At 47.4% G+C, this 20,990-nt stretch carries 10 protein-coding genes and 1 pseudogene; 5 read left to right on the forward strand and 6 right to left on the reverse strand.

Annotation, left to right across the window (positions count from 1 at the left end; translation table 11 throughout):
• Nucleotides 1-340: 340 nt before the first annotated feature.
• On the reverse strand, nucleotides 341-5,476 hold the full coding sequence (locus QUA40_RS21875) for a CHAT domain-containing protein (protein WP_333129710.1): 5,136 nt from the start codon (nucleotides 5,474-5,476) through the stop codon (nucleotides 341-343).
• Between the two features lie 205 nt (nucleotides 5,477-5,681).
• Here QUA40_RS21875 and coaE point away from each other — a divergent pair, with 205 nt between their 5' ends.
• Nucleotides 5,682-6,413, forward strand: a complete 732-nt coding sequence (gene coaE, locus QUA40_RS21880) for a dephospho-CoA kinase (RefSeq protein WP_333129713.1) — start codon at nucleotides 5,682-5,684, stop codon at nucleotides 6,411-6,413.
• 837 nt (nucleotides 6,414-7,250) lie between these two features.
• Nucleotides 7,251-7,454, forward strand: coding sequence for a heterocyst-inhibiting protein PatX (gene patX, locus QUA40_RS21885; RefSeq protein ID WP_333129715.1), 204 nt, complete (start codon nucleotides 7,251-7,253; stop codon nucleotides 7,452-7,454).
• A 307-nt stretch (nucleotides 7,455-7,761) separates the two neighbouring features.
• Here the strand turns inward: patX and QUA40_RS21890 are convergent, their stop codons facing one another.
• On the reverse strand, nucleotides 7,762-9,168 hold the full coding sequence (locus QUA40_RS21890; RefSeq protein WP_333129717.1) for a TldD/PmbA family protein: 1,407 nt from the start codon (nucleotides 9,166-9,168) through the stop codon (nucleotides 7,762-7,764).
• An 88-nt stretch (nucleotides 9,169-9,256) separates the two neighbouring features.
• Nucleotides 9,257-9,394, reverse strand: a complete 138-nt coding sequence (locus QUA40_RS21895; protein WP_333129719.1) for a hypothetical protein — start codon at nucleotides 9,392-9,394, stop codon at nucleotides 9,257-9,259.
• A gap of 42 nt (nucleotides 9,395-9,436) precedes the next feature.
• On the opposite strand from QUA40_RS21895, the gene QUA40_RS21900 reads away from it, so the two are divergent.
• On the forward strand, nucleotides 9,437-11,053 hold the full coding sequence (locus QUA40_RS21900; protein WP_333129721.1) for a HAMP domain-containing sensor histidine kinase: 1,617 nt from the start codon (nucleotides 9,437-9,439) through the stop codon (nucleotides 11,051-11,053).
• 173 nt (nucleotides 11,054-11,226) lie between these two features.
• Here the strand turns inward: QUA40_RS21900 and QUA40_RS21905 are convergent, their stop codons facing one another.
• From QUA40_RS21905 to QUA40_RS21915, 3 genes are all read right to left on the reverse strand, one after another.
• A complete protein-coding gene (locus QUA40_RS21905) occupies nucleotides 11,227-16,611 on the reverse strand; it encodes an AAA family ATPase (RefSeq protein WP_333129724.1) in 5,385 nt (1,794 codons plus the stop codon).
• Nucleotides 16,612-16,780: 169 nt separating this feature from the next.
• Nucleotides 16,781-18,283: a UDP-N-acetylmuramoyl-L-alanyl-D-glutamate--2,6-diaminopimelate ligase gene (locus QUA40_RS21910; protein ID WP_333129726.1), complete on the reverse strand. Its 1,503-nt coding sequence runs from the start codon at nucleotides 18,281-18,283 to the stop codon at nucleotides 16,781-16,783.
• A 198-nt stretch (nucleotides 18,284-18,481) separates the two neighbouring features.
• Nucleotides 18,482-18,787, reverse strand: a complete 306-nt coding sequence (locus tag QUA40_RS21915; protein ID WP_333129730.1) for a glutaredoxin family protein — start codon at nucleotides 18,785-18,787, stop codon at nucleotides 18,482-18,484.
• A gap of 351 nt (nucleotides 18,788-19,138) precedes the next feature.
• Here QUA40_RS21915 and QUA40_RS21920 point away from each other — a divergent pair, with 351 nt between their 5' ends.
• Both QUA40_RS21920 and QUA40_RS21925 read left to right on the forward strand, forming a co-directional pair.
• Nucleotides 19,139-20,416 (forward strand): ATP-dependent DNA ligase, encoded by a 1,278-nt coding sequence (locus QUA40_RS21920; RefSeq protein ID WP_333129728.1) that lies wholly within the window; start codon nucleotides 19,139-19,141, stop codon nucleotides 20,414-20,416.
• A gap of 89 nt (nucleotides 20,417-20,505) precedes the next feature.
• Nucleotides 20,506-20,916, forward strand: a pseudogene (locus tag QUA40_RS21925) (Uma2 family endonuclease); the annotation flags it as partial.
• Nucleotides 20,917-20,990: the final 74 nt, after the last annotated feature.

Here is a 20,990-nt window from a genome sequence, read left to right on the forward strand (position 1 = left end):
ATCTTTAGTTGAGTTTGAATATATCGGTCGCTCCTATTCATAGTTTGCGATCGATTATTCAGCAAGCCCTAATTATGGTTATGCTACCGGACATGATATTACGGCATGATTACTACAGGCGGCAGTTTCATCTTAGTTAAATTAGTGAAAGGAGAATCACCTCGATATAGCACATCTGATTTATTTGGAATTAGCAATCGCACCAATAATTTACATGATGTACTCCGAATCCTCAAACGCTTGAGTCAAATCGCAGCTAGCAATGAGTCCTGAGTCCTGAGTCCGTTTGGACGCGATCGCACCCCGATTTCCCTTTTCCCTCTTCCCTCTCTCTTGAGAATTACCACGGCGAACCGATCATTGTAAAAGCAGCCCAATAATAAGGATGCGACAAATTTCGATCGCCCCTAGCGGCCAACTCCGACGGTAAAGGCAGAGCTTGATTATTACCTGATCGCACCAAATAACCGTCTTGCAACCGCACTTCTCCCCGCAACATCGCCAACTGCGCTTGCCGCAAAGCCTCAGCCTTAATCGGCGCTGTACGCAACTGCTGGTAAAACTCAGTCATCAGCCCCAAAGTACCGACATCGCTGACATACCACAAACTCGCCAAAGCCGATTTTACCCCCGCGTGCACCGCCAACCCCGCAAACCCTAACTCAGCTTGTTCGTCTCCCACCGCCGTAGTACACGCACTCAAAACCAACAACTCCACCTGCGGGTTAGATAGCTTCAACTGATCCAACTGATTCAAGCGCAACTTAGTATCCCAAAACTGAATGTAAGAATTTTCTGCCCCCCCAGGCTGAAAATCGCCGTGAGTAGCTAAATGAATAATTTTGTATTGCGGTTGATTGCGTTTCTGCTTCAAATTTGCCAAAGTAAAAGCTTCATTGAGAAAAGACGAACCCGGCCAAATCTTGCCCACAATTGTCGATATTTCCAACGGCACCGCAGGCAAAGGATTTTGATCGTATTTGGCAGGAAAATTCGACGCACCCATCGCTAAAACTTCAGAACCCTTAACATCGGCATAGCGAGTATCAGTTAAACTCAAACTCGGAATCAGCCCCAAACTGTACTTTTCTACCAAAAACTGCTTGCCGTCGTAAAGAGCAGCCAAAGGCAAAGTTCGCAAACCGGCATCCATCGAAAACACCAAAGTGTCAATCTTGTTAGCCTCCAATTCCGGTTGCAGCGGTGCAATTAACCACTGGTAAAGTTCCTCCGCAGGTTGCTTGTAGTCAGCAGCATTCAATCTCCTGGGAGTTCTGATAGCATTAGTGAATTCTTTAGCAACTTGCAGCACTGTCTCGCGGCTTGCAGGCACGCTTTTAAAAACATTTTTGCCGTCTGGCAATAACAACACAAGTTCTAAATGTTTTTCTTTCGCCCACACGTAAAGGATGGCGGGTTTAACCCCAGTCAACCGATTGACGCTGCTGAGAGTATCTCGAATACTTTGCTGCGTGACTGACTTTTGACCGAGATTGCCCCCAAAGTAACGTTCAAATTCCCGGCCCTGAGTTATATCCCTTTGCTGCACTGCGTCTATCGGACTTATTTGCGCGAGCGAACTCGATCGAGAAATCTCAGGAACCCTGACATTCCCGATACTTTCTGCTGTCACCGCACTCGCCGGCTTCTGTGGAGTTGTTGCCACGCTGCCGTTTTCTGTCGCCGCAGGCGCGCCCTGATTGTCTGTTAACACCGACTGCGACAGCAATACCGGGCCGGCAGCAGTCTCGTTCGAGCGCGCCTCCGCAGGCCCAGTAGCAGGTTCTGGCCAGACATTTGTGGTACTGCTCTTTGGCGCAGACACTGCGGGGCCGAGACTAACCTGAGTCACAATTTGTTGAGAATTGCCTGTTGTTTTCAGTTCCACGCTGGTAGTTGGTGCCGGACTCGACACGATCGCCAGCGGCCCGATCGCAGTTGAGGATGTGGCAGTGTTCGACTTCGAGTTTCCCGTCCCAACAGTCGCCGCCGTGCAGGTTCCCGACGAGCAAGTGCTTTGCAGCAGAGTCTGTGAACCCGATCGAGCCAGCCCGTCTGTAGAAATGCTGACCTGGGCGCGCTCAGCAGCCGTTCCTGTTCCCGCAGCCCGAAACGCTCCCCCAGCCTCGATTGCCACATCGCCGCCCGTATTGCCGCGAGCTTTGATCGAAACAACTTCAACATCTTTGTTCCCGGTAATTTGGCTTGAACCGGCACTTCCCGATTGCGAACTCGAGTTGATCACCCCTGTAACGATCCGGCCCGGCGCCGCAATCGAAATATCTCCCCCGCTTCTGGCACCAAAAGCATCGATATTGCCGGTTTCTACCGCACGGGCGCTGCGAATATTGATAGGGCCCGCCACCCCGGAAGTTGAGCGAGATGAAACCGTACCAGCAGTCAACTTGCCTTGAGTGCTAGTGATGTTAATCCCCGCAGTCGAGGTAACGTCTCCGACGGCTACAGTACCGCCCATCAGAGAGATCGTGGCGTTATCAGTGCCGACGATCGCACCTGTTCCCATGATTGCGCCAGTGCCCGACGGCGATCGGATCGTCGTCGGATCTTGAAATGTCACCGCCACTGGCGTTGAATTTGGCGTTCCAGAAGGAATCGAAATCACACCGCTACCGTCGGCGCGCCCGATCGCGATCGAAGCAAACCCATTCCGAAAAGTGTTCAATTCAGCAGCAGTCAAGTTCAGAGCTTCTGTATCGCCAGAACCTTGAATGATAATATTTTGGCTTGGAGCGGCCGGTTGCAGCACCAGATTGCCGTTGCTGGCGATCGAATTGTTGCCACCCGTCAAGTCAATATCGTTGCCGGTTAAAGTAATATTTCCCGGTGTTTTCGAGCCGCCAGCTTGGATCGCACCTGCAGTGACTCGATTCCGTCCCGTCAGCGTCACATTCCCCGCGCGATCGCCCCTTGTGTCGATCGCCCCTGCAGTCACCGTGCCCTGTGCGGTAACGCTAACATCTCCCGCCTCCGAGCGTGGCACTTTGGCAGAATTGACAGAAGTGTTGATGCTGGGGGCAGTTCCAGTAACTAGCTGACCGGTTGTGACATTGCCCGCTGTGCTGACGATGCTAATTTCCTGATTGTTGGTAGTGATATTTCCGGTACGGATATTGCCATCAGCTTTGAGAGTAATTGAGGCATTGTCTACCCCTGTCAGGGAACTTGTGGTAGTGATTGTTCCCAAACCCGCCGGCGATTGAATAATTAGCGGATCATAAAATGTGAAATCGTTGGCAATCAGAATTGAACCGATACCGTTGCTGCGGCCGATCGTAATTCCAGCAAATCCATTTTGCAAACTTCCGAGGTCGTTTGCCGTCAGATTCAAATAAATATTAGTACCGACATCTCCAGAACCGCCGATCGCAATATTTTGACCGGGACTCCAAGGTTGCAGTACCAAAAAGCCAGTACCGCTGACTGAATTTTTGTCGCCTTTAAAATTAATTTCATTACCAGTCAAAGTAATGTTTCCCGAACCCCCTGCGACGAAGCTCACTCCCAGAACATTCCGAGCCGTCACACTTACATTTCCCGTCGCTTCCGGGCCGCTGGCATCAAGTTTTTGGGCTGTTACGTTCAGGCCGTCGATCACAATATTCCCGCTGCTGCCGGTGCTGGGATTGGATGAAGAAATATTGTTGGCAACAGTCGAACCCTGACTAATCAAACTAATATTTCCGCCCTTACTCGACAAATTGCCCGCAGTAATTTGACTTCCCGAAATGGCGATCGCACCGCCAGCCGTGCTAATTGTATCTCCAGAATTCATCGAAAAAGCACCCGCACCATTGCGATCGGCATCTGCTCTGAATGTTACCGAACCAGTAGTTGCTTGAAAGCTCAACTGATTGTCCGCCAAATCAGCAATTGTAATATCATTGAGCGCTTCGAGAACCACATTTGATGTAGCCGACATACTTTCCAAAGCTCTAGCCGAAATTGTCAGCGAAGGCTCAGATTTGTTTTCCTGTCCTGGTAGCGTTCCTGTTGCCAAAATATTATTATTAGCAATAATTGCCGCATCGCCGACGCCTTCTGCAGAATCTGTAATTAAGATATTCTCTGGATCTAACAGCAAAGTCCCCAAACCGTTTGTCCCGGAAGTATCGACAGTACCGTTAAAAATCAATCTTTGCTTGCCCGAAACTTCCACAAACCCGCCAACACCTGCGGTTCCAGTTGCAGAAACGCCCTGAGCGCTGATGCTGCCCAAAAATGCTGTTGTGTTGTCAGCCCAGACAAAAACATTGCCACCGTTGCCTGTTTGAGTTGCGTTGGCAGCGATCGAACTTTTGCCATCCACGTAAGTCATCCGGGCATTCGGCACAGTTCCCTCGCCTCGGTAATCTCCCCCGATCCGCACCGATCCGCCGCCGTCCGGCCCCGAAGCCTCAATCTTCGCTCCCAACAGCCCTACCTTGTCGCCCAACACGTTGACGCTTCCTCCCGCGCCCCCCGTAGCAGACACGTCCACAGAACCCGCTACCAGAGCAGTTCCAGCACCTGTAGGCCCTGTTTGACCACCCGTGAGCACGACTTCACCTTGAGCGTTCGTAGTTATACCCGTAGCGTTAGCCACGCCGGGGCCCGAGAGCAGCCCTGGTAAAGTCAGCGGAGAGAATGGAAGTGCTTCCGAACCCGACATTCCGGCTGCTGGAGAAACTTCTAAACTCAGCAAAAGTCCGTTTTGACTGAACCGCACCAGATTTTCGCCCGGGACAGCCGCCACAGTAATTTGACCGCCCGGGGCTGAAAGTTGACCTGTACTGAGGACCGTACCGCCGAGCAAAGTCAAATTTTGCCCCGTGCCGACAGCCAAGTTACTGGCATTGACAATACTCCCCGGCTGTGAACCAAAAACAAAAGCATTCGGCGCTCCGACTAGGGCTGCGTAGTCGTTTGCCCCTGTACCGTTGAACCAACCGTTGTCAAAACCGATACCGCTAGCGGTGGTAGCCAAAAAAGACCCGGACACATCGAGTCGGGCATTTGCTCCGAAGATAATGCCTGCGGGATTCATCAGCAACAAGTTAGAGTTGCCGCCACTAACTTGAATTAGACCGTTAATTAAGGAAGCGTCGCCACCGACAACGCGGCCGAGGATATTTTTAACGCTTGGGTTGGAGATGAAATTCGCAGTTTCGCCAGAATTCAGACCGAACCGAGTAAAACTGTGGAACAGATTTGCTCCGTCTTTGGAGGTAGTGCCGCCTGTAATGTCGTAGCGAGTGGGCGACCCTGTACCTGGGGCGGTGACAGCGGTTCCGGTGCCGTCTGGGGCGGGAATAATAGGTTGTGCAACAGCAATTTGAGATTGGGGATAAATTGCCACGAGTACCCATCCGCTGCTGTTTTCTTTGAGGAAAACCAGGTTGGGTAAAAAATCTAATATCAAAAATCCAGCAAGGGGAATTGCTGCCAGAATCGACCGCACAGCACGTTGAGCATTCATAAGTTTGCCTCGGTCTAGACCTTCATTCGAGTTGAAAATTGAGATTTTAGGTAAAAAAGAGTCGATCGCACCCCAATGCTGACACTTCCTAACGTGAACTCTCGATCGCAAATCTTAAATTTTAAGTCTAAATTTGATTGTGTCACCAACATAGCAAAGACTGACAGTAAGTGTCGAAACACAGGAAGTTTAAACAGAGAAAATTATGAGCGATCGAATTATCCGTCTGATCGGTTTAACTGGGGGCATCGCCACCGGTAAAACCGCTATATCTAATTATCTGGCAGATGCCTGTGGATTTCCGATTTTAGATGCCGATATTTACGCCCGCGAAGCTGTGAACCCCGGTTCGCCAATACTTGACTCTATTGTAAAACGATACGGCGCGGGTATTTTGCTCCCGGACGGCAATTTAAATCGATCCGAGTTGGGAAATATTATTTTTTGTAACGTAGCCGAGCGGCAGTGGTTGGAAGAACAGATTCACCCTTACGTGCGCCGCCGATTAGTTGAGGAAACTCAAAGCTTCATTGCTGCATTGACTCCGGTATCCCAAAACACACAGGATTTAGGTACAAAGACTCAAGAAACCGGGTTTTTTCACCAAAAGCTAGAACGAAGTATTGTTGAAAAAAACCCCGGTTTCTGCGCGCCGACTGACACGTTGACTTTGGTTTTGGTAGTTCCGCTGCTGTTTGAAGCTAACATGACCGACTTGTGTACGGAAATTTGGGTGGTGTACTGTTCGCCCGAAGTGCAGTTGGAACGGCTGATGCAGCGAGACGGCTTGAGTTACGATCGATCTCAGGCCCGCATTAACACTCAGTTGCCGCTAGCTCAAAAGTGTCAACAAGCTGATGTTGTTTTGGACAACTCGTCAACGCTCGATTCGCTATTCCTGCAGGTAGATGTGCAAGTCAGTCGCTTTGATATTTGATATTTGAGATTGACTCCGCGATATCAGTTTTAAAACCAGTTTTTTTACTCCCTGCGCGCCCTTTCAATTTGAGAGTTGAGATTTGAGATTGACTCCACGATTTTGTGAACGGGCTTTTTTCCCCAACCGCTTTCGACTCCTCCTTCGGAGTGGCGCGTAACCGCTCTTGTCACAAAGCCAGAGAAGAAAAGATCAGAAAAGATCAGAAAAGATCGGAAAAAATCAGAAAAAATCAAAGGTTCACAATTTATTTAAAAATACAATAGCAACCATTTATGAAGTTAATCTGAACAATTAGGCAGTGCCCGCTTTAAGAAATCTCATTCACCAAGATATTTATATGTAAGGTGCTGATGGCGCGCCTGGGTACTTTCCTGTTTTGTCTTTAATCCCCGGGTTGCCGCTTCACCTCAATAAATTATGAAGTCAATCATAAAAGTAGTAAAACTTTACAATTGGGGGTTTTCGTTTCCTTGTTGGAAGTCCCTTTCAAGAGGATTCCAGAGGGGTCATACCATTTTAGATTTTAGATTTTAGATTTTAGATTTGGGAAGGATTTATAACTACCAGGGTTGGGAAGACGGGTACAGAAGAGTAGCATTATTTTTTTGAACAGGGTCTTGAATTCTGCTGGTTGCCCGCAAGTAGCAGAGAACTAGAAATTACCCGCGAACAAGCGAGCTAGATGATAGATTTCACCAGCTTTTAACCAAAACTCAAAAAAATTGTAGGTTCCCTCACTTACTAATTGATGACTTCGCCACAATTATTTTTTTTATCCTGATAGCAGAGTACAGACGGCGTATCAAGAAGGGGAAAATACAAACACCAAAATTTATGATGCGCGTTTACTCTTCCATCCTGATGTCAAGCCTGTTACTGAGTGCTGGCGCCGTTAATGCTCAAAGCTTAGAAACTCGATCGACCTTTTTTGCTCAAGACAACTCTGCTTCAGAAATTTTAACCGCCGTAGCCGACACTCAGACCTTGTACGATAACGATCAAGATAATAAGCCACCAAACCGAGGCACCGGGAGATAAAGCCGAAAAAAGCGATAATTGCAGGGAATTAGGGGGAGAAGGGGAGAATTTAAAATTGGGATAACAAGAGAAAAATTGAAGATTTCGAGCCATTAATTGCAGACTTACGTACTGCGTAGCAAAAAACCGATTTTTCAGCGGTATTTGACGACTCAAGGCATAATTGTTCGCTATTCCGGTTTTTTGGCCAAGCGTCCTCAAAATATCAGACACCACCAACGGCCGCGAAATGTTGCACTCAAAAAATAAAGGTAAAGCGCCAGTAGGAATCTGGCGCTTTACCTTTATTTTTTAAACTTTTGCAGCTTTAATCTTCTTCTGCAGCTTCGCCACCAACAACGACATCGCGAATCCGCAAACTCGGGCCGCCGCAGCCGACGGGCAAACCGCTTTGCCCTGCCTTGCCACAGCCACCGGATTCATCCCAGTAGAAATCGTCGCCGATCGCCTCAATATCGGCTAAAGTGCTGAAAACATTACCCGAAAGAGTAACATCCCGCACCGGATTATCTAGTTTTCCGTCACGGATCATCCAAGCTTCGCCGGCACTGAAAGTAAACATTTCGCCGTTAGTCATGCCGCCTTGCCAATTGCGCGCATAAACTCCTTCTTTGATGTCCGAAAATAAGTCAGCAACTGGCGTGTCGCCCCGTTCGATCCAAGTATTCGTCATGCGGACGATCGGCGGATAATGATAATTCAAACAGCGAGCATTGCCAGTAGGTGTTTCTCCCAACTTGCCAGCAGTTTCCCGCGAGTGCAGTCGCCCGACTAAAGCGCCGTCTTTAATTAACTGAGTAGTAGTCGCCGGAGTGCCTTCATCGTCGTAGAAATAGCTGCCCCGGTGTCCCTCTGGCGCTGCACCATCGAAAATTTGCAAGTTTTTGGGGCCGAACTGGCGGCCGAGGGTCATAATTTCCAAGATGTCGGGATTTTCGTAGGCCATATCAGCTTCGGAAAGGTGTCCGAAGGCTTCGTGGACGAATAATCCGGTCAAAATTGGGTCGATGACGACGGTGTAGGTGTTACCTTGGACGGGGGGTAAGGCTAGGGAATCTACGGCTCTCTGGGCGGCGCTGCGAACTTGAACATCGAGCTCGGTTAAGTCTTCGTAAGCTTTGCGGGAACCGGTGGTTTCGCGGCCGGTTTGTACGGTTTCCCCGCTGCGGGCTGTGGCGGCAAAGCGCATTTCCATGTCTGCCCAACCTTGTTCGAGCATGGTGCCTTCGGAGGTGGCGAGGATCATCCGCTGGGTGCTGTCGCCGTAGCGCACGGAGATTGTGGCGATGCGGGGGTCAATGCTGCGGAGAATCGCCGCGTAGCGATCGCACAATTGCTTTTTGTCAATTAGGGGAACCAGACGCGGGTCTGTTCCTGTCAGCGGCAGCAAGCAAATGTCTTGTACTGGGGTAACAGGTGCCAGAATCGTTTCTTCTTCGCCAATCAGTTTAGCCGCGGCGATGGCTTCTTCGATTCTTTCGGCGAGGGTGGAAAGTCGGTTAAAACTGGCAAAGCCCCAGCCGCCTTTGTGACAAGCTCTGACTTGGCCACCAATTGAGACTCCTTCGCTGAGGGTTTCAATTTTTTCGCCCCGCAGCAGGATGTCGGTGCCTTCGGCTTCTTCCAGTCGAATTGCCAGATAATCGACTTGGTGGCGGTAGCGTGCCATTAAGTCTGACAGCAGATTTTTCGAGTCGGCGATCGAGGTGGGCATAAGGAAAGCACGGTGTTTAACTTACTTCATTTTGCACTTTTGTCAGGGCGATCGTGCAAAATATCGCCCCAAGCGCGGAGATTGCGACTTATTGGTACGGTTCTGCCAATATCGTTACTTGACAAATGTGGATATCCTGTGAGTTAGGAGGAAGGCGCAAGAAATTATGCGGGATTTTTTCATCTTGCTGGTGCTTGACTCCTAACTCCTGAACTTTCCTATACATAAATACTTCACCCTTCATGCCTCCGAAGGTGGGTTTATAACTGTGAATACTTACTTTTTACCGACAATAAGCGAAATTTTAGCCTCCGAAGGCCAAGAAAATGACCTGAGTATCTTTGATGCTAAGTTGGCGGGAGAAAACAACCGCCATCGGTGTCCTGTAAGCCGTGGGGCTTCTCGGCTGAAAGCTGAACAGGAATGGTACGGGGCGATCGCAGCTTTGAATCAAATGCTCGATCGGCAAAAAGCAGGACAAAAAACAGATGCCGATCGAGCAAATTGTCGATCGACAATCCCCCATTCCTGTCAAGGATTGGTGTTGTCCGGCCCATCATCGGTTTTGACTGACCCCGCATTGGCTTCGGGCTTTGCCAATTGGATTTTTACCAGTATTCCCGACAACGATGCAGCTTTGTGGTCTTTTCGGGCTAGACAAACTTTAGCTTTAATGCCGGCGGCTGATGTGCAAACATCAGTGCCTGCTGCTGCCCCGGCTTTGGCTTTGGCAAGTGGCGATCCCTTAGCCAACGAGCAGTTTTGTTTGGTTTTAACTGCTAGTTTTAGCCTGGTGATGGTTTTGGGTGAAAATTCTGCAGGAATTCCGGCTTTTCTATTTTCTTTCGATCCGCAAGTAGTCGCCAAAGCTTGGGAGGTTTTGCGGCGCAGGGTGACTGAAAGCGAATGTTTGCTTGCCAATTCTGACGGTAGCTTCAATTTATCAGTTAGCCAATTAACTAATAATTCTACTAAATTAGACGCGCTGTTCCAGCAGTTTTTACCTGGGGAGCCAAATTATCAAACAGTGATGCAGTTCAGCCGCTTGCTGTTGCATAATTTGCCGGTTGGGAAAGATGAAGCAGGCAGGATAAGGGATGAAAGAATTGATGATGGTTTGAACCATAGACATCACAATTTATCGGGTACAGATATCAACTGCAAATCTCCAATTCCTCTCGCTACTAAAGAGGTGGAATTGCTACAGGCGATCGCCCATGAAGTCCGCACCCCTTTGGCTACCATTCGCACGCTGACTCGATTGTTGCTGAAACGTCCCAAACTCGATCCGGTGGTGGTCAAGCGTTTGGAAATGATTGATGCTGAGTGTACCGCTCAGATCGATCGCTTCGGTTTAATTTTCCGGGCCGTGGAATTGGAAATGTCGCAAGCTAAAAATTCTGGCGTGCACCTAACAGCAATGTCCCTCGGTGAAGTGCTGCAAAATAGCATTCCCCGCTGGCAAAAACAGGCGGCTGTGCGAAACCACACTTTGGAAGTTATTGTGCCGAAAAAGTTGCCGGCGGTAGTCAGCGACCCGACGATGCTGGATCAGGTTTTAACTAATTTGATTGAGAATTTTACTCGAACTTTGCCTTCCGGGAGTCGCATTCAGGTGGAGGTGACATTGGCGGGCGATCAGTTAAAGTTGCAGTTGGAATCGGAACACCTACCTGAAGGTAATGTCGCATCGACTTTTGCAGCTAAGGCGAATGCTCCTTTGCGATCGATCGGGCCTTTGTTGATGGTGCAGCCGGAGACGGGAAGTTTGAGTTTAAATTTGAGCGTGACTAAGAATTTATTTCGGGCCGCTGGCGGGAAGTTGGTAATTCGCCAGCGGCCCCAAAAGGGTGAGGTGATGACGGTATTTTTGCCGCTGCAATAGTCAGTTGTCAGTTGTTGGTTGTCAGTTGTTGGTTGTCAGTTGTTGGTTGTCCTATCAATTCCGGTTGCATCGGAATGATTTAACCGCAGAGGACGCAGAGAACGCAGAGTCAGAGAACAGAGAGATTAATAATATCGGTCAACAACGGACAACTGACAACTGACAACTAACCTTCAATCAATTAAAATCTCAATGACAAACTCCGTTCCTTCTCCCAGTGCAGAAATACAACTTAGTTTTCCGCCGTGTTTTTCTTCTACAATTTGACGTGCGATCGCCAGTCCCAACCCAGTCCCTTTGCCCACGTCTTTAGTTGTAAATAGATGGTCAAAAATCCGATTTCTTACCTCTTCCGACATTCCGTTTCCGTTATCGGCGATGGAAATTTTTACCTTTTCACTTTCTACTTTTGTCCGAATAGTGATGTGATTGGGATGGGCTTGAATTTCGGCAAAACTCCGTCCTTGATTCGATTCTTCTAAGGCATCGATCGCATTTGCTAACAAATTCATAAATACCTGGTTTAATTGTCCCAAATAACATTTTACTTTGGGAATATTGCCGTACTCTTTAAGGATTTGAATTTCAGGATGCTTGTCATTCGCTTTCAGGCGATGGCGTAAAATCATCAATGTGCTATTGAGGCCTTCGTGGATATTGGCCTCAACTTTATGTGCCGTATCCGCGCGAGAGAAAGTGCGGAGGGATGTGCTGATGTTTTTGATGCGCTCGCATCCTATTTTCATGGAGGTCAACATCTTGGGTAAATCTTCTACTAGATAATCTAAATCTATTTCCTCTGCTTTCTCAATCAATTCTGCTTCGGATGGCGGAAACTTTTCTTGATAGAGGCGCAAATAATCAATTAAATCTTGGACTCCAGCATGAGCTTCATTAATGTTCCCGGCAATGAAACCAACGGGGTTGTTGATTTCATGGGCAACCCCTGCCACTAGATTACCTAATGCTGACATCTTTTCACTTTGGATCATTTGCATCTGAGTTTGCTGAAGTTCATTCAAAGTCTGCTGCACTTGGTGATAGAGGCGGGCATTTTCCAGAGCGATCGCCGCTTGACTAGAGAGAAAATTCAGCACTAGGAGGCGATCGCGACTAAACACCCCACTGGTTATCCGATTTTCTAGATACAAAATGCCCACCAGATTCCCCTGATTTAGAATTGGCAAACCCAGCAAACTCTCTGGTTGGTGGTGGTCTAAATAATCGTCAATCACAGGCAGATCAGTTTTGAGGTGATCGATGGCAACTGTTGCTAGGGTGTTTTTGACATACTGGATTAATTTAACGGGAACGGTGGGATTGTTCTCTAGGGGTTCCGTTTGCAGGCTCATGTTTTCCCACGTAGCTATCGCCCGCACTTGCCATTGTTGATCTTGGCAGAGCATCAGTGCACAGCGATCAGCTCCAGAGTTTTGTAGCATGGTTTGGGTGACAATTTGCAGCAACTCCTCCAGGTCGATCGTGCTTGAGATCATTTGGGAGATTTGCAGCAGAGTCGAAAAATCTAGAGCTTGGTTAATGGAGGTGCTTGAGGTAGTGTGGTGGGTGATCGAATGAATTGAGTAGGTGGGATTGGTAAGGCTGGATAGGGTTTCTAAAATAGTGATGGGTTGGCCCGACTGTTGTAAGATGGGGCGCAGCAGATTGGGATAACGTTTTTCTAAGTCATCGGTTTTGGCTTTTGCTCCCCAGCGAGCGTAACAATAGTAGGCTTCCTGCATATAGCCTGCAGCGACTTTTTCTTTGCCCCAGCCGAGGTAGAATTTAGCGGCGAGTTCGTGGGCGAGGGCTTCTTCGTTAAGGAATTGGTTTTCTTGGGCCAGAAAGATGGCGCGATCGTAGAGGTCGATCGCCTCTGCTTTGTGTCCTAAAACTCGCTGCTGTTCGGCTCGAATTAAATCGCATTTGTGGGCAAAGTTCATGGGTGCATGAGTTGCCCAGTTAGTAAGTTGCTCAAGATCCTTCGTAACCGCTTCACTAATTGGCAAGGTGTTTGTGTTTGCGAGTAACGTCAGTGCATGATAGAAATAAAAGACTCCATAGAACACAGTTCCGATAATGGCACCAATTGTTTTCTCGGCAATTTGAGCCATTTCCAGAGCTTCTTGGGGTTGCCCAAAATGGTAAGCTAGAACCAATTTATGAGCATAGACGCTCCCGATCGAGTAAGTATCTCCCGCTGACTGATGCTGAGGTAATCGCGTCGTTTCATCGTAAGCTGCTCCAACGAGTTTCTGGGGATCGTCGGCTTCACCTGTCCAATTTAAAACTGCTTGTTGATGAATTTGGTGAAAGTTCAGAGCAGTTGTTTGTTTGAGTTGGGCGATCGCCTCGGCATAGATTTTTTTCTCTTGCCCCAGTTGTAGAAGTTCATTTCCAGCCGCATAAGCAAGTTCACATCGGTTATGCACACAGTAAGCGGCGAACTCCAAATCTCCCGTTTCCAAACCCGCTTGATAGCCTTCGAGCAAAGGCATCAGTACAGTATGAAGTGGCTCCTGCCAAATGCGAACAAATGGATAAACTAAATTGATAATTTTCGCTTTAAAACTTGATGCTTTAAACATTTCCATCAAGGCAATCGCGATATCAGCAGCACGATTACCGGCTACAATTTCCCCACCAAATGCACAGAGAATTAGTCCATAGGTTGAATAAGCATAGGGTGTTTCGATAGCATTTCCAAACTGAAGTGACAATTCAATTTGTTTGAGAACAATCAAGGGATAGAGGGCTGGCGAACCCATATAGGCTGCTGAAGCCATACTGCTGAGAATATTCATTGCAGCTAGCTTCTGTGGATCGCTCATCCTTGGTGAATTCATTACATCTACGCTCATCAGTCGATCGCCAATAGCATTGAGAGCAGGGGCTACCATGTCTTGGGTGGGATGTTCTGGCAAGTCCACATCCAACTCTTGAAGGATTGCCCGTGCCACCTGAATCGCCTCTGATAATTGATTGCGGGCAATCAAGGATTGAATCTTTATTTCTAAGGCTTTAACTTGTTCTAGGGGGTTTGACGTATGTTGGAGAACTGCCTCGACGCAAGCATCTACCCGCTCAAATGCGCCAATCAGACAGGCTGAATTAGCAGCTTCAATGTGCAGTTCGGAAGTAAGAATGGGCTGTCTGATCCATTGATCGGAACTGTCAGTGGCTAAAAGTTGCAGCCCTATCTCACAGTATTGAGCCGATGCTGGATAAGCAGCCGAGAGTCGCGCTTTACGCCCAGCCTTCAGATTGAGGTTGGCTAGATGGTCTCGCTGATCCTGAATTCCAATGCGATCGATGCCCAGATTAAATTGACTGACAATCGCAAAAATTCTCTCGTCTAGTTGCTCTGCTGAGGTTCGAGCGAATAGCAATTGCCCAATGTGCAAATGGACGGATTGTTTTTGGTCTTCAGGAATCAGGGAATAGGCGGCTTGCTGGACGCGATCGTGCAAAAACTTGTAATTCACCACCTCGGAATTTTGTGCCTGTTCCTGTTTTTCCAGCCCCAGATAAAACTTGTAGACTTCACTTTCAGGCAGGATTAACTCTTCTTGCAAGGCATTCCACAAATCCGCCGCCGTTTCTGTTGCTAATTTCTCAGAAACAACAGCCAAAGTACCCAAATCAAATTGATTGCCAATACAAGCTGCCAACTTTAACACATTCTGAGTCGCTGGCGGCAATTTTTGCAACTGCAACGCCATAAAGTCAACGATATCATCAGTCACTGCTAATGCTTTTAATTTCGCAATGTCGCAGTGCCAATTGCCCCCATCAAAGTCAAACTGAATCAGCCCCTCATCGTGCAGCATTTTCAGGAATTGCACGCTAAAAAATGGATTGCCTTTGGTTTTTTGATAAATTAGTTGAGTTAATGGTTGTGCGATTTCTGGGGAACAGCTAAGCGTATCGGCAACCAGTTGATTTAAACTCGTTTGACTCAGCGCGGCTAATGTAATCGTTTTGATTGCAGCTTGTGTTTTACCAATCTCCTCTAGCGCCAACATCAAAGGATGAGCGGCGGAAACTTCATTGTCGCGATAAGCTCCAATTAATAATAGATATCTGCCGTCTGACTCACTCATCAACAACTGCATCAATTTTAAAGAGGTCGAATCAGCCCACTGCAAATCATCGAGGAAAATTACTAAGGGATGTTCTTTTGTGGTGAATACTTGCAGGAATTTTTGAAATAGTAAATTAAAGCGGTTCTGTGCCGCCGTCCCAGACAGTTCTGTTGCGGTTGGCTGTGGGGAGATAATTTGCTCTAGTTCAGGAATTACCTCAATAATTACTTGCGCGCTGTCACCAAGCGCAACTAAAATTTTGGTTTTCCAAGCTGCTAATTGAACCTCGCTTTCACTCAGCAACTGACCCATTAATTCTCGAAATGCTTGGACAAAAGCTGAGAAGGGAATATTGCGATTAAATTGGTCAAATTTGCCTTTGATGAAGTAGCCGCGCTGGCGAACAATTGGTTTGTGAACTTCGTTAACAATGGCAGTTTTGCCAATGCCGGAAAAACCCGCCACCAGCATTAACTCGCGCTTTCCCTCGTTCCCAGGAAGAGTCTCGGAACCAGAGATGCGATCGAACGCTGCCAATAATTGGGCAACTTCGGTTTCTCTGCCGTAGAGTTTCTCTGGTATGATGAACCGATCGCACACATCCCGCCGCGCGATCGCAAAGCTTTTTATTATACCACTTTCTTCTAGTAGACGCAAACAAAATTCTAAATCAAATTTCAGCCCCAAAGCACTCTGATAACGGTCTTCGGCATTCTTCGCCATCAATTTCATCACGATGTCGCAGAGAACTTGGGGAATTCCCCCCCTTTTTTTTTCGCCAAGCAGCGGCGGTTGTTTGGCAATATGAGAGTGTACCAATTCCATCGGATCGTTAGATTGAAACGGCAATTCTCCCGTCAGCAACTCGTAAAATGTGACACCCAGAGAATAAAAATCCGTGCGGTAGTCAACGCCGCGATTCATTCTTCCTGTTTGTTCGGGAGATAGATAGCTGAGTGTTCCTTCGAGCACGTTGGGACTCATCAGGGTTTGAGTTTCTCGCGGCAGCAAAGATGCAATACTAAAGTCAATGAGTTTGACTTGTTTAGTCTCAGGATTAATTAAAATATTGGCGGGTTTAATGTCTTTGTGAATGATGCGGTGGCGGTAAAGTATATCTAATGTATTGCAGAGGTCGATCGCAATTTGGAAAAACTCAACCAGAGATTGCACCGTTTTCCCTTTCCCCGTCCATTCCTTCAGAGAAATTCCCCCGAAATCTTCCACAATCAGGGCATAGCCGTTGCGGTAGGGTTCCAAGCTGTAGGTTTCGATGATTCCGGGCAAATTCAGGTTTTTGGCGATCGTGTATTGATTGCGAAAATGCAAGAGTTCGCTGAAGCTGGGATACTCGTTTCGCAAGACTTTGATGGCGACCGGTTTTTGGTCGCAGAGGCGAGTTCCGCGATAAACTAGAGTGCGAGTGCCTGAGTAGATTTGAGCGAGAATTTGATAACCAATTAGTTCTATCATAACTATAATTATTGGGCTGTTAAAATATTTTGTTTTACTATTATAATCTAGTGCAAATCAGATTCTTCCTTCGTCTTAATACTTAAAAATATAACAAATTTCGCCGCCCGCGAACAGCTAACCGTTAACGGTTAACCGAATTCGGTTAACCGTTAACAGTTAAGCGAATTCAGCTAACCGAATTCATCCTGGCTTTCAAGGCATCTCGCGCTTGTTCTCGATCGTCAAAATGGACTTTTTCGGTACCCAAAATTTGATAATCTTCGTGTCCTTTCCCTGCAATCAGCACGCCATCTCCGGGTTTAGCGTCCATAATAGCAGTGCGAATTGCAGCGGCTCGATCGCACATCACGATCGGCTTTACTGCGGCGGGAATTCCTGCTAAAACATCCTCCAAAATGCGATCGGGATTTTCCGTGCGCGGATTGTCGGAAGTAACAACAGTTAAATCGGCTAATTGTGCAACGATTTTACCCATAATCGGGCGTTTCGTGCGATCGCGATCGCCACCGCAGCCAAACACGCAAATCATCTGACCCGGAATAAACGGCCGCGACGCTTTCAACAAGTTCTCCAAACTGTCGGGAGTGTGCGCGTAATCGACAATGACGCTAATATCTTGGTCGGGACTAATCTGCACCCGTTCCATCCGTCCCGGAACTCCCGAAAACTGAGATAATTTCTCCACAATTGCGGACAAATCTAAACCCAATTCTAAAACAGCACCGACAGCAGCCAACATATTTGATAAATTGAACTGACCGACTAAAGGCAAAGAAAAAGCCGTTTCTCCCTTCGGAGTGTGCAGCATCCCCTTAACTCCATTGGGCTGATATTCTAAATCAAAAGCATATAAATCTGCCGTTTTTAGAACAGTGCTGTAACTCCAAACTCTGTCAGATTTTAGGGTTTGAACTATACGCTGCCCGTAGGGATCGTCAATATTAATTACAGCGCGCTTTTTGAGGTAATCAGAACCAAATAAAAGCGATTTTGCCTCAAAATAATCCTCCATATCACGGTGATAATCGAGATGGTCTTGAGTCAAATTTGTAAACACAGCAACTTCAAAACTACACCCCAAAACTCGCTGCTGTGCCAAAGCGTGGGAACTGACTTCCATCACCCCGTGTTTGCATCCGGCTGCTACAGATTCTGCTAGTTGTTTTTGCAGGTCAACCGCAAAAGGTGTGGTGTAAAGTGCAGTTTGTTGGAAGCCCGGCCAGCGAGTGTAAAGCGTGCCGAAAATCGCCGTCGGCAACTGCATTTCATTGAGCAAAAATTCGATTAAATGAGTTGTTGTAGTTTTGCCGTTAGTCCCAGTAACGCCGACCAGTTTTAATTTGCTAGCTGGATTGCCGTAAAAAGCAGTTGCTATTTGACCGCAAACTTGAGCCATATCGGCTGCTGCGATGACGCAACTACTCCCGTCTTGGGAAGGGGTTTTCTCGGCTGCTTGGCTGGAAATTACGGCGGCAACTGCACCGCTGGCGATCGCACTTTGCCAAAAATCTCCCCCATCAACCCGCGTTCCCGGCATTCCCAAAAACAAATCGCCCGCCTGACAAGCGTGGGAATTAGTGGATAAACCCTTGACTTCGGCATCGAGGGCGGGATGTTTGGCATCAAAGGAAATGCTGGGAACTGCTGCTAATAATTCTCTCAATTTCATCTGAAAAACTCCTCGCTTGAATGTCTTGAATATGACTGTTCCAACACATTGTTTGAGCCACTCTCTACAGGTTTTTGCTGTGCGCGGTGCAAACCCTAGGTTTTTTTATGCACGCTGTAAAATGTCTCGGCATAGAGTAAGCTGCACACCGAGCACCCCGATGTCAGGATTAAAACCTGAGTTTTGGGGTGAATCGTATTATTGTGACGGATCGATTTGCAAATATTTCTGTAACATTTGCTCCAATTGGGCGACACTACAGCGGGGAGAAGGACGGGGTAACAGTTCTTCAGCGGAGAATGCAGCCTCGCCAACAGAATTTATTGGCTGGGGCTGCACTTTAAACAAAACTGGAACTTCGTACTGATAAGCTTGAAACCAGTCATCGCGTTCGGTAATATCTCTGACTTCGAGTTGAAAATTGAGGCTTTCAATCTGTTCGAGTTTTTCTTGCAACCCTTCGCACAAGTGGCATCCGGGTTTGCTGTACAAAATCAATCGCATCATAATAGTAAGATTAAACTGGATCTTAAATTCTCAAACGTGCGATCGCCAGTTGGCGAACTCAACGCGAGTAAGACGCAACTCACGGCTTTATTCGTCGCAATGCGCGATCGAAGTTATCTTAGCATTGGCAGCGAACAGATTACCGCGCTTGACAATCAAAACACTACAACCCATCCCTCTCTTTCTTCTCTTCCTCTGTGCCCTCTGTGTCCTCTGCGGTTAAAAAATAAATCTAGTTCACAAATGAAAGAGTTAAATTTATTCACACCACCTAATTGTCGAATTAAACTTGACTAATAAATCAATGTTTAGTATAGTATATAAATAGCCCTACACAAAGGAGGCAGTATGGACTGCACCGAATACGCAGAAGCCAAGCGAAAAGCAGCTAAGAAAATTAGCGCCGACATTCGAGAACGCTGGAACAATCGCATCGTGACGCGAGGATTGCACTTGATGGGAGAAGCGGGGGCAGTGCAGTATTTGGCTGATTACGGGCGCGGCATCGGTACGGCAAAAGTTATTGGTTTTGCACTGTGCGCGGAGTCGGAAGGATACCCCGAAATGGCGATCGGCTTTTGGAAAAGAGCGTTTGAATTGGAAACCGGAGAAAAGCCGATCGCCCAAAATCCTCCCAACAACTCTAGCACCAATCTTCCTCCGGCTGCAAAATCAACTACCCCTGCCAAAATAGAGACTGTTAATAACCCCGTAGTTCCAGAATTACCACCGCATTTACAGCCGGGAAGGATAGTAACGATGCAGCCGGTGGACGCGCCGAGTGAACGTTCTTATTACATAGAAAACCCCGATTATTGGGGACAGCCAAAGCGCGACGGCAATCGAGTAGTGGTCATTGCGACGCCAGATAAAGTATACTACCAATCGCGATCGACTAACCTGCGGCAACAGGCATCGGTTGAGATCGATCGCACATTAATCGACACAGCCGCTAAAATTGGCACCTTTGTTTTAGACGGCGAACTGTATTACAAAAGCTTTACGGGTAGCGAACACCGTACTGGGGCGCAAGCTGCTACAGTTAATATTGAAAGCGGTTTTCCGACAATCCAGCCCAACGCAATTTATGCTATTTTTAAAAGTTTGTTTTTCCAAGGCAATGATTTAATTACCGTGGCAGAATCCGAACGGATTGCAGCGGGCGTTGAAGTTGGCGAAATGCTGGCGAATTTCTCCCCAGGCTTTGAAGTTGTACCCACATTTCGCACCACCGCCGAAAAACTCGTCCTGGCAAATCAGCAGGAATCTGAAAATAGAGAAGGCGAAGTTTGGGTGTTGCACAACTGTCACTATGTCGGCGGAAAAGATGTTAAGAAATATCCGATGGTGAGGACTAAATACTGTCAAGAACACGATTTGTTTATTGTGGGTTTGACGGCGACAAAAGTTGCGGGGCGACCGTTTAGCGCCGTCAAAGTAGCGCAAGAAATTGATGGCAACTTAGTCCCAGTAGGAACCGTGGGAACCGGGTTTAGCGGGGAGGAAATGCTGGAAATTGCCCGACTCTACGAGGCTAACCCCAAAAGTGTCAAAATTAAAGTGCGATCGCAGGGTTTGACGGAAAGTGGCAAATTATGGCACGCACGATTTCTGGAGTTTTGTTAAATTTGTAGGGAAACGGCACGGCTGTTTCCTTCCCCAAATATGCGAGTTCCAACACATATTATCAGATAAAATCAGCGGAGTAAAAATCAATGGTTATCAGCAAAAACATTTTCTACATTTCTCCAGAAGAGTACCTAGAAGGCGAGCGAGTAAGCCCGATCAAACACGAATACAGACGCGGACACGTTTATGCAATGACGGGGGCAAAAAAGCCTCACATTATTATTGGTAGTAATTTAGTTCGGCTGCTGGGAAATCATCTTCTGAATACGCCATGCTTAGTTTTATCATCAGATATAAAAGTCCGACTGGAAGAGGCAAATTGCTATTACTATCCTGATGTAGCGGTGACTGGCGACGAAAGGGATACCTCAACTACTGAAGATTTCATTTTATATCCATCTTTAGTAGTTGAGGTATTGTCGCCATCAACAGCAGCTTTCGACAGAGGCGATAAATTTGCTGATTACCAAACCTCTCCGAGTTTGCAAGAATACGTAGGGCTTGCTGAATAATCGATCGCAAACTATGAATAGGAGCGACCGATATATTCAAACTCAACTAAAGATAAGGC

It is taken from the genome of Microcoleus sp. Pol11C3 (assembly GCF_036701485.1).
Classification (GTDB): domain Bacteria; phylum Cyanobacteriota; class Cyanobacteriia; order Cyanobacteriales; family Microcoleaceae; genus Microcoleus.